The 15,211-nt window shown below is 62.8% G+C and carries 14 protein-coding genes; 2 read left to right on the top strand and 12 right to left on the bottom strand.

Translation table 11 applies throughout. The annotated features are described in order from the left end of the window. Positions 1 to 6: 6 nt before the first annotated feature. The 4 genes from L1069_RS04570 to miaB form a co-directional block, all read right to left on the bottom strand. Complete coding sequence (locus tag L1069_RS04570; protein WP_134828862.1) at positions 7 to 1,017, bottom strand: PhoH family protein; 1,011 nt, start codon at positions 1,015 to 1,017, stop codon at positions 7 to 9. A gap of 141 nt (positions 1,018 to 1,158) precedes the next feature. Beyond that, positions 1,159 to 1,464 (bottom strand): hypothetical protein, encoded by a 306-nt coding sequence (locus L1069_RS04565; protein WP_129369476.1) that lies wholly within the window; start codon positions 1,462 to 1,464, stop codon positions 1,159 to 1,161. Positions 1,465 to 1,477: 13 nt separating this feature from the next. Beyond that, positions 1,478 to 2,059, bottom strand: coding sequence for an OmpA family protein (locus L1069_RS04560; protein WP_237455005.1), 582 nt, complete (start codon positions 2,057 to 2,059; stop codon positions 1,478 to 1,480). 273 nt (positions 2,060 to 2,332) lie between these two features. Beyond that, positions 2,333 to 3,655 carry a tRNA (N6-isopentenyl adenosine(37)-C2)-methylthiotransferase MiaB gene (miaB, locus tag L1069_RS04555; RefSeq protein WP_237454935.1) on the bottom strand — a complete coding sequence of 441 codons (1,323 nt, stop codon included), beginning with the start codon at positions 3,653 to 3,655 and terminating at the stop codon, positions 2,333 to 2,335. Positions 3,656 to 3,783: 128 nt separating this feature from the next. Between miaB and L1069_RS04550 the strand changes: the two genes are divergently transcribed. Then, positions 3,784 to 4,653 (top strand): hypothetical protein, encoded by an 870-nt coding sequence (locus tag L1069_RS04550; protein WP_134828860.1) that lies wholly within the window; start codon positions 3,784 to 3,786, stop codon positions 4,651 to 4,653. A 61-nt stretch (positions 4,654 to 4,714) separates the two neighbouring features. Here the strand turns inward: L1069_RS04550 and L1069_RS04545 are convergent, their stop codons facing one another. Continuing rightward, positions 4,715 to 6,049: a PLP-dependent aminotransferase family protein gene (locus L1069_RS04545; RefSeq protein WP_237454934.1), complete on the bottom strand. Its 1,335-nt coding sequence runs from the start codon at positions 6,047 to 6,049 to the stop codon at positions 4,715 to 4,717. Positions 6,050 to 6,138: 89 nt separating this feature from the next. Here L1069_RS04545 and L1069_RS04540 point away from each other — a divergent pair, with 89 nt between their 5' ends. Beyond that, on the top strand, positions 6,139 to 7,317 hold the full coding sequence (locus L1069_RS04540) for an MFS transporter (protein ID WP_237454933.1): 1,179 nt from the start codon (positions 6,139 to 6,141) through the stop codon (positions 7,315 to 7,317). 26 nt (positions 7,318 to 7,343) lie between these two features. Here L1069_RS04540 and L1069_RS04535 read toward each other — a convergent pair whose 3' ends face one another. The 7 genes from L1069_RS04535 to L1069_RS04505 all read right to left on the bottom strand — a co-directional run bounded on the left by L1069_RS04535 (position 7,344) and on the right by L1069_RS04505 (position 15,207). Then, the gene (locus L1069_RS04535) at positions 7,344 to 8,138 is read right to left on the bottom strand and encodes a hypothetical protein (protein WP_237454932.1); all 795 of its coding nucleotides are present in this window, start codon (positions 8,136 to 8,138) and stop codon (positions 7,344 to 7,346) included. Continuing rightward, positions 8,138 to 8,518, bottom strand: coding sequence for a hypothetical protein (locus tag L1069_RS04530; RefSeq protein ID WP_237454931.1), 381 nt, complete (start codon positions 8,516 to 8,518; stop codon positions 8,138 to 8,140). The genes L1069_RS04535 and L1069_RS04530 overlap by 1 nt, the downstream gene beginning before the upstream one ends. Before the next feature lie 65 nt (positions 8,519 to 8,583). Continuing rightward, a complete protein-coding gene (locus L1069_RS04525; protein ID WP_237454930.1) occupies positions 8,584 to 9,543 on the bottom strand; it encodes a dynamin family protein in 960 nt (319 codons plus the stop codon). Then, complete coding sequence (locus L1069_RS04520; protein WP_237454929.1) at positions 9,540 to 11,585, bottom strand: dynamin family protein; 2,046 nt, start codon at positions 11,583 to 11,585, stop codon at positions 9,540 to 9,542. The genes L1069_RS04525 and L1069_RS04520 overlap by 4 nt, the downstream gene beginning before the upstream one ends. Positions 11,586 to 11,670: 85 nt before the next feature. Continuing rightward, entirely contained in the window at positions 11,671 to 12,864 is a 1,194-nt protein-coding gene (locus tag L1069_RS04515) for a hypothetical protein (protein WP_237454928.1), read from the bottom strand. After that, entirely contained in the window at positions 12,861 to 13,844 is a 984-nt protein-coding gene (locus L1069_RS04510; protein ID WP_237454927.1) for a protein phosphatase 2C domain-containing protein, read from the bottom strand. Before L1069_RS04510 ends, L1069_RS04515 begins: the two co-directional genes overlap by 4 nt. Continuing rightward, positions 13,828 to 15,207, bottom strand: a complete 1,380-nt coding sequence (locus L1069_RS04505; RefSeq protein WP_237454926.1) for an FHA domain-containing protein — start codon at positions 15,205 to 15,207, stop codon at positions 13,828 to 13,830. The genes L1069_RS04510 and L1069_RS04505 overlap by 17 nt, the downstream gene beginning before the upstream one ends. Between the last annotated feature and the right edge of the window lie 4 nt (positions 15,208 to 15,211).

Genomic DNA, 15,211 nt, shown 5'->3' with positions numbered 1-15,211 from the left:
TTTGCATCAGGCCGGTTTAGCATCCGCGTCATAGGCTTCGATGATCGCCGCCACAAGGGGGTGCCGCACCACGTCGCGGGCAGTGAAGTAATTGAAGCTGATTTTCGGGATCGCGTTCAGCAGCCGTTCCGCGTCTGCCAGACCCGATTGCACGCCGCGCGGCAGATCGACCTGGGAGCGGTCGCCGGTTATCACCATGCGCGAGCCTTCGCCCAGGCGGGTCAGGAACATCTTCATCTGCATGGTGGTCGCATTTTGCGCCTCATCCAGCACCACAAAGGCGTTGGACAGCGTCCGTCCGCGCATGAAAGCAAGCGGCGCGATTTCGATGCGTTTTTCCTCGATCAGTTTGGCCGCCTGTTTTTCCGGCAGGAAGTCGTTCAGCGCATCGTACAAAGGCTGCATGTAAGGATCGACCTTGTCCTTCATGTCGCCGGGCAGGTAGCCGAGCTTTTCGCCCGCCTCCACCGCCGGGCGGCTGAGGATGATACGGTCCACATGGCCGGTGATGAACATGGAAACACCCACCGCAACGGCGAGATAGGTCTTGCCCGTGCCTGCCGGGCCGATCCCGAAGGCCAGTTCACTTTCGAACAACGAATGCACATAGGCCTTCTGTGCTTCGGTGCGCGGCTCCACCAGTTTTTTGCGGGTTTTGATTTCCACCCGGCCGCCGCGGAACATTTGCAATTGGCCGTCCGGTTCGGCATCCGCAGTCTCTTGCCCCATGCGCAATTCGCGGTCGATATCGCCGCTTTCGACGCTGCGGCCGGTTTCCAGCCGGTCATAAAGCGCGGTGAGCACGCCTGCCGCCTGTCCGCGTGCCGACTCCTCGCCCATCACCGATAGCTGGTTGCCGCGGCGGACGATCTGCACGCCCAGTTTCTGTTCGATGTCAGCCAAGTTGCGGTCGTATTCGCCGCACAGGTCGATCAGCAATCGGTTGTCGGGAAATTCCAGAAGCACTTCATGGGTTGCGGACTGGTCTTGCGCGTCATTCAGGGCACTGATGGCCAAGCTGATCTCCTCAATCTGGCGTTGCCCTTTCAGTTTGCCGCCGTTGTCCCGTTTGCGCAAGCATCAGCAGCGGAAAATCACTCAATTGAAACAAAAGAGCCGCCCCGGAGGGCGGCTTCTTAGCGTGCCGTTCTTTCCGTATTATAGCGCGTCGGCAAAAGTTGAACCTGCCTTGAACGGGCCGGTGGCAGTGTTGCGCGGCAGGTTGCTGTTGCAGACCGGCTTGCCGTCGGGTGTGCGGCGCAGGTCGGCGTAGCCTTCGAGACCGTCGTCGATGATCCAGTGTTCGCAGCCCTGCGGGTCGACCCAGATGCCCGCGGTCATGTTCGACAGATGGCTAGAGGAGCCATCGCCGGCATGCTGGTCACGGGTTTTGTCCAGGGTTTCGGAACAGGCCGGGACCAGGGCCGCGGCGGCGAGGAGCAGAAGTGTTTTACGCATCAGCATGGGTTTTGTCTCCTCAGCGCAGGCAATAGATTTCGACACGGCGGTTTTGCGCCATATTTCCGGCACTGGTGTTAGGCACCCGCGGATCGCGTTCACCGTAGGCGCGCACATCCTTGATCCGCGCACCCACCGAACGGCCCGCCTGAGCCACGGCATGGGCGCGACGCTCGGACAGGCGGATATTGTATTCATCCGAGGCCCGGCTGTCGGTATGGCCTGCCACGATAAAGGCGCGGGCGCCATTGGATTTCGCCTGATGGAAAAATTCCCCCAGGCGCTTGCGGCCTGCGGCATTGATGTAGTGTTTGTCTGTGGCAAAAAACTGATCTGTCGGCATCACGCCGCAAATGTTGCCGCGGCGGCAGACCGGCTTGCCATCCGGGGTCACATGCGGGGACATGAAGCCTTCGGCACCGTCATCCATCACCCAGTGTTCGCAGCCGTCCGGGTCAACCCAGATGGTGGGCACATAACGTTCGCCCTTGATGGTCCGCTGAGTTTGCGCGCTGGCAGGCGCGGCAGCGATGCTGAGCGCGGCCGCAGCAGCGGCGGCCAATGCAACCGCCTTATTAAATTTGAGTATCAACACAACCAGATTTCCTTCACCTAAGTTCCCCCAGCGCGCTTGCCGCTTACGTGCCCACCGCTCAGGCCATAAGAGTCAAACTACCTGAAATTGATGCAGTATACCTGCTAAATTAATTGTTATTCCGCGCAGATTAATCGCATTTTCCGGGACACTCAAAGCACCAAAAGGAAATTGTCGCCGGAACCGATGCAATCGGGACTCACCTGCGTATTCAGAATAAACGGAAATTGAGCCGCCCTGTAAAAAGCGGCTGGGAAGATTCGCGCTGTGGCGGGAGTTTTAGCCGATCAACTCCCCGGCCAGGGAATTTGCGCCAGAGGAAATGATGCGCACCCGGGCCAGGTCCCCCGGCGCGCGGTTGCAATCAGCGACATGGACGGCGTGGAGGTAGTCGGATTTACCGACCATCTGGCCCGGCCGGCGGCCCGGCTTCTCAAACAGAACACCCACCTCGCGGCCCACCATGCTGTCCTGCACCTCGCGCTGCTGCCGGGTCAGCAGAGCCTGCAGGCGCTGCAAACGGTCATCCGCCGCGGCCGGATCGACCTGGGCGCGTTCGGCTGCAGGGGTGCCGGGGCGGGTCGAGTATTTGAAAGAATAGGCAGTGCCGTATTTCACTTCTTCCACCAGGTCCATGGTGGCCTGGAAATCGTCCTCGGTTTCTTCCGGGAAACCGACGATGAAGTCGCCGGAGATCAGGATGTCGGGCCGCGCGGCGCGGATGCGCTCAATCAGGCGGAGGTAGCTTTCGGCGGTGTGGGCGCGGTTCATCCGCTTCAGGATCTTGTCAGACCCCGCCTGCACCGGCAGATGCAGATAAGGCATCAGCTTGGCGCAGGTGCCATGCGCCTCGATCAGGTCGTCCTGCATGTCGTTGGGATGCGACGTGGTGAAGCGGATACGCTCCAGCCCGTCGACCTTGTCCAACTCCCAGATCAGCTGCGCCAGGGTCAGGTCGCCATTGGGGCCGGCACCATGGTAGGCATTCACATTCTGGCCCAGCAGGGTGATTTCGCGCACGCCGCGCTCCACCAGATCGCGGGCTTCGGTCAGGATGCGGTCCGCGGGGCGCGAAACTTCGGCGCCGCGGGTATAGGGCACCACGCAGAAGGCACAGAATTTGTCGCAGCCTTCCTGCACCGTCAGAAACGCGGTGGGGCCGCGCTTGGCCTTGGGGCGGTTCTTGAGTTTTTCGAACTTGTCTTCCTCGGGGAAATCGGTGTCCAGCACCTTTTCCCCTTCGCGCGTCTTGGCTTCCATTTCGGGCAGACGGTGATAGCTTTGCGGGCCGACCACCAGATCCACCAGCGGCTGGCGGCGCATGATCTCTTCACCCTCGGCCTGGGCGACACAGCCGGCGACACCGATCTTCAGATCCGGCTTCTCTGCCTTCAGCCCTTTGAAACGGCCCAGCTCGGAATAGACTTTCTCGGCGGCCTTTTCCCGGATGTGGCAGGTATTGAGCAGGATCATGTCGGCGTCATCTGCCGATTTGGTCTCGATATAGCCTTCACCGCCCAGCGCTTCGGCCATGCGTTCGCTGTCATAGACATTCATCTGACAGCCATAGGTCTTGATAAACAGCTTCTTCGGGGCGCTCATGCGGGTCAGCCTTCCAGCCAAGGTGGGTAAACAGCGGCCTGCCTTACAGACAAATGCCGCCGCTTGCAATGAGGCGGGATTTACCCGATTTTGGCCGCAATGGCCAGAAAGGCAAAAGGCAGACAGGCATGATGTATTCTTCGCTGCAGGATTTCCTGAAAGAGGGTAAGGCGTTGCTGGCCAAAGGACCGGTTGCGCTGGTCTTTGTCGAGGATGAGGTGGAGATCGCCACCACGCTGCGCCACCACCTGCAAAGCGGTTTCAAAGCGGTTGTGGCCCTGATGCCGGATGCCTTTGACTTGCCGCAGGATGTACGCGCCAAGGTGCACCGGGTGCCGTTTGACTGCGCCCCTGAGGGCGCGCTGACAGGGGCCGTCAATGCTGTGATCGCTGCCGCGCAACCCGGTTGCTGGCTTTATTACTGCTACAATGCCGAATATCTGTTCTACCCGTTCTGCGAGACGCGCAGCGTTGGCGAAATGCTGACCTTCCACACCGAAGAGCGGCGGGATGCGGTGCTCAGCTATGTGATCGACCTTTATGCCGGCGATCTGGAGGCCTGCCCCGGCGCTGTCTCGCTGGAGGCGGCCTATCTCGACAAATCCGGTTACTATGCCCAGTCGCGCAAGGACCCAGAAACCGGCCATCCGCGCGAACGGCAGCTGGATTTCTTTGGCGGGGTGCGCTGGCGGTTCGAAGAGCATATCCCGGAGAAAAGCCGTAAAATCGACCGGATATCACTGTTCAAGGCCAAACCGGGACTGGTGCTGCAGCAGGACCACACTTTCAACGACCAGGAATACAACACCTATGCCTGCCCCTGGCATCATAACCTGACTGCTGCGGTCTGTTCTTTCCGCACCGCCAAGGCGCTGAAACGCAATCCTGGCTCCACCTTCGATATTGAAACCTTCCGGTGGCACAACTCCGCGCCGTTTGAATGGCATTCGCGCCAACTATTGGATTTGGGGCTGATGGAGCCGGGGCAGTGGTTCTGAACCCAGCCGGCAACGGCTGAAGAAACACATGACCAGCGGGCCGCATTTTGGGATGCCCGCCCTAGCCTGCCCTCTCAGCTTGAACCGCTTGGCGCACCGTCTCCAGTGTGCCGCGCAGCTCTGCCATCGGCAAACCGCCAAACGCCAGCCTCAGGGCCTGCGGAGCTGCGGCAGCTGTTGCAAAAGCGTCTGCGCCGGATACCGAGATCCCCTGACCGTTCAATCGCGTCACGATAGGTTGCGCACGGGCACCTTTTTCAAGCGGCAGCCAGGCAAACCCCGCGTTTCGATGCGAAATGACCGAAGCCTCGCCAAAGACCTCCCGGCATACCGATTGGCGCGCGGCGCCATCCTGCCTGCGGGCTTCCTCGGAGTTTTTCAGCGTCCCGTCTTCGATCCAGCCTGTGATCAATGCGGAAATCAATGCGGGCGCGTTCCAGGTCGTCGCGCGGATCGCTTCCAGCAGCGCTGCAGTGCGGTTTGCAGGCGCGACCGCATATCCCAACCGCAAACCGGTTGCGAGGCTTTTGGAAAAACCGCCGATATGCACCGTCCGGTCCGGTGCCAGCGACAGGAAAGCGGGCGGCGGATCCGGTTCCAAAAACGCATACGCCGCGTCCTCAATGATAAGGAGGTTGTGCCGCTGCGCCACGTCAAGCATGCGCAGCCGGACTGTTTCATCCATGACGGTTCCCAGCGGGCTTTGGACCGTCGGCATCAGATAGACAGCAGTTATGTTCCGCATGCGGCATTGCCGGTCCAGATCATCCGGGTCCATGACACCCTGCTGCGTCCCGACCGGGGCAAGTTCCAGACCATTCAATGCGGCAGCGGATTTGAACCCTGGATATGTAAGCGCATCAGCAGCGATCACATCGCCGGGCTGAAACAGCCCCAAACAAGTGATCGCCAGCCCATGCTGGCTGCCTGAGGTGACCAGCAAATGCTCAGGGTCAATCCGGCCTAGCGACCGTCCAAGGCTTTCGGCGATGATCCGGCGTTCGTGCATGCGGCCGCCGTGGGGCTGATAGCGCAGCATCGCATCCAGATCGCCCGCCGCCGCCAGCCGCCGCAATCCGGCCCGCAAAATGTCTGCGTCCGCGGGTCCGCCTGGCATATTGAACACCAGATCCGTGATCCCCTCAGCCGCTGTTTGATGCACCCCCAGTGTCATGGGCAGGCCAGGATCACGCACAAAGGTGCCGCGCCCGGCCTCGCCGCTGACAAGCCCCCTGCGCTCCAGTTCCTTGTAGACACGGGTTGCAGTCGCCAGCGCGACGCCGGATTTCTCCGCAAAGGCCCGGTGTGTCGGCAGTCTGGAGCCCGGCGCCAGTTTGCCCTCGCGGATCGCATTGGCGAGCATATCGGCAAGGCGGATATATCTGGCTTTCTTCATCTGCTCACTGTCATTAGGACAATAGAAAAATTGTCATACGTCGAAACTTCATGGCATTGCGGAGCAAGTCAACCTGCGAGGTCCGCCCAATGCTCCGTTTCCTGTCTGCTGCTTTGCTTGCCGTGATTCTGTTCGCTGTGACCTTTGCCGTTAACCTGCAGGCGCCGCTGTATGACGCCTACGCCGCGCAGAACACTGCCGGTGCCACTGCTGTTACAATTGCCTTCGCCGCCTATGCAGGTGGCCTGATGCCAACGCTGCTGCTGCTTGGCGGGCTGTCAGACCGGACCGGGCGGCGTATCCCTCTTGCTCTGGCCCTGGTCCTTGGCGCGGTTGCGACAGCGGTGCTGGTACAATTCCCAAACTGGGCAAGCCTGGTCACGGCGCGGGTTTTGCTGGGTATCGGGACCGGGTTGGCGACCACTGCAGGCACTGCGTATATGGCCGAAATCCTTGGCGCCACCCGGGCACGCACCGCGGCCTTGATTGTGACATCGGCAACGTCGCTTGGCTTCGGCGGCGGCGCTCTGGCAACCGGGCTTAGCCTTGGCCTGCAAGGGCCGACATTCCTGCCGTTCAGCTATCTTGCGCTTCTTGCAGCAGCGCCGGTTCTGGCCGCAGCCGCCTTGGCCCTGCCCAAGGCGGACAGTCCGAAACCCGTCACACCGCTGCGGCTGCCGGTCTTTCCGTCCGGCACCTGGGTGTTCGGTGCGGCAATGGCGCTGGCCTGGTCGACAACCGGCATGACCATTGCCGTCGTGCCGTTGCAATTGGCCGCCAATGGGCTTGGCGGATGGACCGGGCTTGTCATTTTTCTGGCGATCTTCGCAGGGTTTCTCTGCCAGCCCATCGCCCGGCGTATGTCCAACGGCCGGGCACTGGCACTCGGGTTTGTGCTGATCCCGCTGGGCTTTCTCGTGCTCCTGGCCGGCGTCTGGCTGACATCACTGGTGCTGGTCCTTGCCGGAACCTGCATCACCAGCGCGGCAAGCTATGGCTTTACCTATCTTGCCTCCCTGGCAGAGGTGTCGCTGCGCGCACCTGATGACAGGGCGCGGGCAACGGCGGGCCTGTTTGTCTATGCCTATTGCGGGTTTTCGCTGCCGGTCATTGCCAGCGGCGCGCTGGCCGACACCTTTGGGCTGCTGGTTGCAATGGCCCTTTTTGCCGCCGCGCAAATATCCGCTACGGGGGTTATCGTCCTGTTCTGGAGGAAAAGCTATCATCCGGACCGGTCAGGAGCGGAACAGGGCTTGGGCATTGTTTGATGCGGGCGGATTTCTGCAAGCACGGATCAAGAGCCGGGAAACATTTCCGTCCACACACGCAGCATCGTATCTGCCGCGCCGGCACGCAGGGCCAAAAGCAGCTGTTCGCCGCAGGCTGAGACCACGATGATGCACCCCTGAGGCGAGACCGGCAGCAGCAGGCATTCCGGCTTGGACGCAGGCATTCTGGCCGTGGAGGGGCAAGCACCCTTGGCCGCGAGGACGGTATGCACTGCCTCCAACTGGCAAAGCAGCTCCTCCGGCCCGCCGCTGCCGGACAGATTCCCACCCCGCCCGCATGAAATCCAAGCCTCTGCCTGAGGGGTAGCGCGAGCGTGGAACCGGTCCAGCGGGCTGCTGCTTTCGGCTGCGCCCATGGCGTCGCTCAGCATCTTGGCAGTACAGCTGCCAGCACCTTCGGTTGCCTTGCAAGGACGGCGTTTGATTGTGAAACCTGCGCCACCGGCAACGGCATCCAATGTGCGCAGCCGCGCGGCAAATATCCGGGCTGCTGTGTCTGGATCCTCTGCCCCGTCCGCGGGATCTGCGGAGCGACCCAGGGTCAACCCCGTAAGCCTGCGTTGCGCAACGGTGAGCACCGCGGCGGGCTGCTGGCCGACACAAATGGTCAGTTCCCGGGGCAATACGGTTTCGCTGATTTCGCGCAACACAGTGACGGCGAGCGGTTCCTGCCCGGCAGCAGCCTGTTGCATGCCTGCACGGATTGCGGTTGGTGTTTCTGCCAGCCGGTTCAATGCCTGCTGCAGCGCGCCGGCTGCTCCGGCCGGATGCGGCAGGAGATAAGCAGCCGCGTCTGCCATCATGCCCCCCCGGCCATTGCTGCCAGCAGGCTCCGCGCCGGGGCAGCAAGCCGCCCAGCGCTTGCCGCATCGGAGCAGACACACAACACCGCATCATCCGAACCATCTGCGGCGCGGATGAAAACGCGTGCTTCGCCCGGGGTCAGAATCAGGACATCATCGGGCGGCGCTGCGGTTTGCGGATCTCCGGCTGCCACAGCCGCATCAAGCAGCAAGAACCCCAGCCGGGCCTGCTGGCAGAGGCCGTCAAGATATTCCTGCGGATGGCTGGCGGCGCTGCTGCTGCGCAGGACAATGCTGGCGCCGAGATCACCAAAGGCGGCCAAACGGCAGCCCTTGGCGGTCTGACGCAGCGTATCAAGCTGCAGGGAAAGCGTCACAGAATCCTCCCGTTCCCGGCAAGGGCCGCTGTCCATTCTGCTGCGGGACGTTTGGGTATCATGAGCTATTCACCAGTAGGATGGGTTTCGGGCCGGGACCGGGCCGGCCGCTTGCTGCGCTTGACCGGGGTGACCCGGCGCGGTGTCACACGGTCGCCGGCTTCCGCGCAGGCAGGGCTTTCTTGCAATTGCGGCTGTTCACCGCTCTCGCGTCTGCCGCCAAAGTCCAGCACGTCAGCCCCTAAAGGCTGCTCCGTTTGCGGATTTGGTGCAGAAGCCGCAGGGTTGGATTGTGCAGGCGCAACGCGGTTTGGCTGTGCCCAAGTCACCAGCATATCCACCAGATATTCAATGAAACTGTCAGCGCCGCTGGTCTTCCAAACTTCCATGTCCTCGCCCGCAGCCAGCGCCTGGCTTAGCGACAGCGGAAAGATTGCGCCGAAGGCATCGCCGGTTTCCTTTCTGACACGCCGGACCACACGGTCCTGATCACGGCTGTTTCGCAGCTTGTCGAAATGTGTGATCAGCAATGTACTCGGGCCTTCAAAGCGGTGTGAAATTTCCTCCCACACGGCGGCTTCGGACTGACGCCAGGCCTGGGTGGCATGGGTGCACCAGATAACGCCGTCAACTTCGGGCAGCAGGTTTTGCCAGACACTGGACGGCATGTTGGGGTCCGAAATGCCGGGCATATCAATAAGATCGCACAGCTCCAACGCCTCTGCCGGGAGGGTCAGGCGGATCAGCGCAGTGGTGTCCATCGGCACATTGGCAAGGTCGCCGAGCAGCAGCGGAGTTTCGCCGCCATCGATGCCGGTGATGCTGGCCGCCTCGGGCCCGTGCGATATCCAGACCGGCGGCAACCGGGTGGCGGTCACGCGGGTGGGCAGCGGCTGACGCCCCACAAGCAAGTTGGTCAGGGTGCTTTTGCCGGCGCTAAACTCGCCCATCAGTGCCAGGCGTGGCTTGCGCTGTGGTACAGCAGCCGGGAAGACGGGAGTGTGCATGGCGGATTCCTGTGTCATTCGGTGAAGCTCCTGAGCGTTTGCAAGGCGTCGTCGGCCTGTGTCCGGCGGCTGTCATTGGCAATCAGCCCCTGAACATCACCGCCGCGGCGGCTGTGGTCCGCGATTTCCATCAGGATGTCGCGCTGGTCGTCGAAAAAGCCCTGCAGCCGGGCAAGGACAGCAGCGCCGGCATCTGCTGTCTGCACGAATTTAAGCTGGGTCATGAAATCTTCGGTCTCGCCCGCGATCAGGCTGCGGAAACGTTTGGCAAAAGCCTGATAACCACGGGTGCGGCGCCACCAGGCGGCCCACCAGCTGTCATTGAAATCCAGTGCGATGGCCTGCCCCAGAGCAATCGGAGAGCTGGCCGGGGGCACCTCGGGAACTGACAGCTGAATACCCTCGACCGCTGCGCCGAAACCGTCATAGAGCAGTTCCGCAATGTCCTGCACCGCGGCCTTGTACCGGGCCTGGGCGGCAGCCTGCAGGCGGCTGGTCATCACCGAATAAGCAGAGCGCAACAGCATCCGCAGCCCGGCGGGATCATATTCCCAGTGGCAGTCCTCGCCCCATTTCTCCAGATGCTCGATCAGCGCGTGGGTGGCGCGGTCTGTAAAGGTGGCATGAGCCCGGTCGGCGCGGTCGCGGAAGCCGTCGAGGATTTGCGCGGTCTCGGCCTCCAGTGCGTCCAGATGGGATTTGCAGATACTCTCAAACGCGGCGCTTGTGTCGTGAAGACCGGTCTGCGCGCCGCCCTCGACCTGCACTCTGACCGCATCTGCCGCCTGCTGGCCGGTGGCGGCGGTAACGGCAGAGCCGGCAACGCGGGTCAGCAGCGGCGTGCCAAGGTCGGTCACGATCCGCTCAGCCACCACCCGGTTCAGCGCTGGCAGCCCGGACAGCTCCCAAACCATGTTCTGGGCCGACAGATCCGCATGGGAACTGTTGACCGAGGCTTCGGCCCAATTGAGCAGCGCGGCGGAACTTGCCTTGTCCATGTCCTCCAGCCCGCCGGTCAGCACCTTGTTAGCCCAATAGGCGCTGCCGAAGAGAACGGTTGCGTCCTCGGGCCCGTGATGAGTGTCCAGTGTCTGGCGGATGCTGGCCTCGATCTCGGGGATCTGGGCGGCGGGGTCGGCGAGTTCGTCGATGCGGTTGACGAAGATCACCACCTCGCGGGACTTGAGGTTGGAGATCATCCGGATCAGCCCCATGTCGACCGAGGTCAGCGCCTGGCCTGCCGACAGCACCACCACGCAAAGGCGGCTGTCGCGGATTGCCTGGATGGTGATCTGCTCGCGCATCATGAAGGTGTCGTTCACGCCAGGCGTGTCACGCAGGCACAGGCGGTGGGGCACGCTTTGGCAATTCAGGTACAGGTCGGCCGCGCGGGTGATATCGGCAAAGCGCCCCTGTTCGCCGGCGCCGCCCTCCTCCTCGTCAAAGTCGTCGCCCAGGCAGATGTAGCGTTCGATCAGGTTCTTATCGAAATAGCCGTATTCGTGTTTCTGCCCCATCAGCAGTTCGAATTTACGGCCCAGCCGCTGGCGCGAGCGTTCCCGCATCTCTTCGATCTGGATACGGATTTTTTGCAGCTCGCTGCTGGCGCCGGCACGGCCCGCCATTTCACCGATGCGCCCGCCCTTGGTCAGCAGCCGGTCCCATTCATCCTCGGTCATGAACTGGAAACAGGCCTTGTTCTCAATCCGGGCATCGCCCGGTGTCAGATGCAAGGAGGTGACAACCGAGGTCCAGGGATTCACGTCCGACGGCAGCAGGTCAGCCCAGCCCGCCATCGCATTGACCAGGGATGTCTTGCCCGACTTCACCTGTCCCAGCAGCGTGACACTGGGTTCAAATGTGCTGAGTTCCGACTGCAGCCGCGACAGGCTGCGCTGGACGCGCATCCCCGAAACCGCGGACAAAGCAGACAGGGCGGTTTCAATCCGCTGCGCTTTGCGGGCGAATTCCAAGAGCGGTTCCAGCCCCGCATTCAGATTGGTCGGACGCGCGGAGGCGTGGATGTCGGTGGCACTCTCGATCTGAGCTTCCATATTCATGGCTGAACCTTGCTGTGTCTTGCTTTGGCGTGTGTCTCTGCTCTGCCGGGCCGCGAGGCGGCGGGAAAGGAGGTGCGGCTGGTCATCATTCAGTGGTGTCTTCGATCAGCTCCTTTTTCAGCTGTATCAGCAGCGTCACCGCGTCGATGGCCGCGTCTTCGTCCTGCTCCAGCTGGCAGAGCATCAGCATTTCCTCCCCGTCCTGCGCTGCTTCGCGGGCTGCCTCAACGGCTGTGCTGCCTGGCATTGCCGCCAATGTCTGCGACAAGCCTCGGATCATCTCCATGCATTGCGCCAGCACCGGGCCGGCCTGCGGGCCGCCTGCGGCTTCGGCCTCTGCCAGCATTTCCTCTGCGCGGGCTTGCATCTGGTCCAATGCGCTGCTGAGGCCGGCGGCAGCGGTCAGCGGCGGGGCCGCAGCAGGAATTGCGGACTGCAGGGCGGCAGGGCCAGCTGTTTCACCGCCAAACTGGCGGATCAGCAATTCGGCCTGATCCACGTCCGAGGCACGGCCCGTTTCAACCTGCCGCATCACGCCATCCGCCAGTTGCTTGCCACCGCTGGAGCGCCAAAGATCATGTGCCGGTGCGGCTGCTGTCCGGGCTGTCAGCCCCTGGATCGCGGCAACCGGATAAACGCCCAGGAACTCCTCAGCGGCAACCGGTTCCACCGTCTTGATCAACCCATCCAAGGTTCCCCGCATGATCTGCCGGTCGGCCATTGTCAGCACCAGGAAGCTGTGATCCTTGGTGCTGTCAGGAATTTCAGCCCACAGGGCCTGCTCCGTGTCCGGAAACGCCTGGCTGCACCACAGGATAATATCCGCCGCGCCAGAGGCCTGCTGCAGCAGGTTCTGCTGGCGGGCCTGCGGGCCTGCAAGCGGCAGTTCCGTGTAACTGTGCGTGCGCAGCCGCGGGTCCGGCAGAAACTGGCGGATCCGCAGCGTGCCTGCCGGCATGTCAAGATCAGCCAGAACACCCGCCTGCTGCAGGCGCTCGCCCTTGACGGTTTCAAAAACCGCGCATTCCTGATCGCCATAGCAAATGTCAATGACCGCGCTGCCCGCGTTGCGGCCTATGACCACCCGCCCCAACAGCATATCAATCAGCGCCGACTTGCCCGAACCGGTGACGCCGGTGACAATGATCTGCACCGGCTGGCGCAGCCGGCGCAGCAACTGGCTGCCCCAGCCTGAAAACTCTGTCGGCAGCTGCCCTGCGCTGAGCGTGTGCTCCAGCTGGCCTGCCAGCGGGCTGATATCTGTCTGAGGAAGGCTCAAGCCGATGCATCCGTCTTATTGCGGCGGGCGGCGGGTGCTGAATCCCACGTCGCCGAAGCCAGGAGGGTGATCACCCGGCGGCCGCTGCGCTGACGCGGCGGCGCGGGCGGCTGTTCGGGCGGCGGCGGGTCCAGAACCGGCGCGTCCATCGGCAGCGCTGATGGCTTTGCCTGGGCAGGAAGAGCGGCCTGCGGGTCAATGGGTTTGATCACGCAGAACGCGGCATTGTCCTGCTCCGGGGCATTCAGCACCTCCAGCTGCCGCATCAGCGCCGCACCGATACGGGCGCTGGAGCTGCCGCATTCTGCAGCGAGGACGGCGGCGATCTCGTCCTCCTCCAGGAATTGCAGCCCGTCGCTGGCGGCCAGAACTATATCGCCATGCTGCAGCCGGACGGGTGTGCTGCGGCAGTCGATGCGGGGGATTTCCGCCCCGGTCAGCACCGAAGTCACGCAATGCCGGTCCGGATGGCTGGCGGCCTCAGCCGGGTCCATGCGGCCCTGGGCGGCCAGCCTGTCGATCTCTGCTGCCATCGAGTGATCGGCGTTGAGCCGGATCAGCGCACCGTCGCGGAACAGGTAAAGCGGCGAGTCACCAACCGAGATCCAGTAAAGCCGGTCGCTGAACAGCACCGGAGCCAGCAGCGTCGCGCCCATTCCGCGGGCCTGAGGCTGATGGCTGGCGTATTCGCCAAGGCAGGCATTTGCGCCGCTGGCAGCCTGCTGCAGCACTGCGCCGATCGACTGTTCCAACGCACCCGGGTCGTCCGCGCGCAGTTTCAGATCGCTGAACACTTCGGTGACCACGATTTTGCTGGCGACATCTCCGGCGGCATGGCCGCCCATGCCATCGGCCAGCACCGCAAAACCAGTGCCGGTACCGGCCAGGAAATCGGCGGCAAGCGCGTCCTCCTGGCGCTCGCGGCGGCCCTTGCTGATGGCCGTCGCAGCATCATATTCGAACTCAGCGGTGCACTGCATGGTCGGTATCGCTGGGTTGCGGCTGGTCCCAGCCGAAATCGGCGCCGCACAGCGGCACGAAGCGCAGGGTAGTTTCGCCAATGCGGATCACATCACCCGCCGCAAGGGTTTCGGTGCTGAGCACAGGGCGGTTGTTGCGGCGCACCAGATTCGCCTTGCCGCCGTGGCCGATATAGAAAGCCTTCTGTTCCGGGTCATAGGCGATGGCTGCGTGGTTGTCGCGCGAGATGCTGTTGTCACCAAAGTCCAGCCTAACGGTCTGGTCGGCACCGCGGCCGATCACAGTGACACCGCTGAACAAAGTAAAGGCAGCACCGCGGCCCGGCCCCTGCACGATGGCAAGCCAGCCGACGGGGAAACGGGTGTAACCGGGCGCAGTGTCTTTCTGGCTGCGGGCAAAGGGATCGCTGTCTTCGGTTTGAGCCGGGCTGAAACCCAGCAGGCGGGTCTTGACCCGTCCCGCCCGGCTGGCGCCGCGTCCCATCGACGGTGCCGGCACATCAATTGACGCGTCTGCCGGGCTGTCCATGGAGGCCACAGGTTGCGAAGCTGCCGGCGCCGGCTGCGGGGCGGCAACAGGAGCCGCCTGCGGAGCAGGGGCAGCCGGTTGGGGGGTGCCTGCCAGGATACTGGCAGGCTGTGCTTCGACGCCGCGCGGGCTGATTTCTGGCTGCTGCTGAGGCTGAGGCTGAGGCTGAGGCTGAGGCTGAGGCTGATTTACTGGGGCAAAGGCTGCAGAAAAAGTCTCCTCAACATCTGGCGCGCTGCCTTGCTCCTGTACGTCGGCCTGGGTTCGCTTGAAGACCCTGTAGGATTCGCTGCTTTCGGCTGCTGGTTCAGCCAGTTCCGGGCTGCGGAAACTATCCTCAATGCCAACGCGCGCAGGTATTTCGGCGCCAGCTGCGAAGGGATCATCTGATGCGGCGCCTGCGAGGCTGCCAAGAGTTCCGGCATCCCTAGGGTCAGCACTGGCCGCTGGTGCTGCCACGGTTTCTTGCTCGCGGGCGAAAAAGGCCGCAATGGCCGGGTCCTGGGGCTGCTCTTCAGCAAAGCCTGGCAAGCCTTCGCCTTCTGCCAGCGCGTCATCAGGCCCTGCGTCATAAGTCCAGCCGTCATCCGCGGGCTTGCCAGCCAGCGGAGCAGCAGTCTCCACGGGGGATGCCGCCTGAGCTGTTTCCGGCACTGCATCCAGCAGGAAACCACGGTCGAGGCTGAGAGGCGGAGGGGCAGCCCCGGTACTGGCGACGTCAGGAGCAACCGCATCCTGCACAGGCGCCTGGGCCGGGTCTGCTTCTGGTGCGGCATAACCGTCCAGGCGGACCCTCTCCCGCTTTTCGCCGATGATATCCTTGATGAACTTCATACCC

The sequence above is a fragment of the Leisingera sp. MMG026 genome (assembly GCF_021654205.1).
Taxonomy (GTDB): Bacteria; Pseudomonadota; Alphaproteobacteria; order Rhodobacterales; family Rhodobacteraceae; genus Leisingera.
This window is presented reverse-complemented; position numbering and strand designations above follow the sequence as displayed.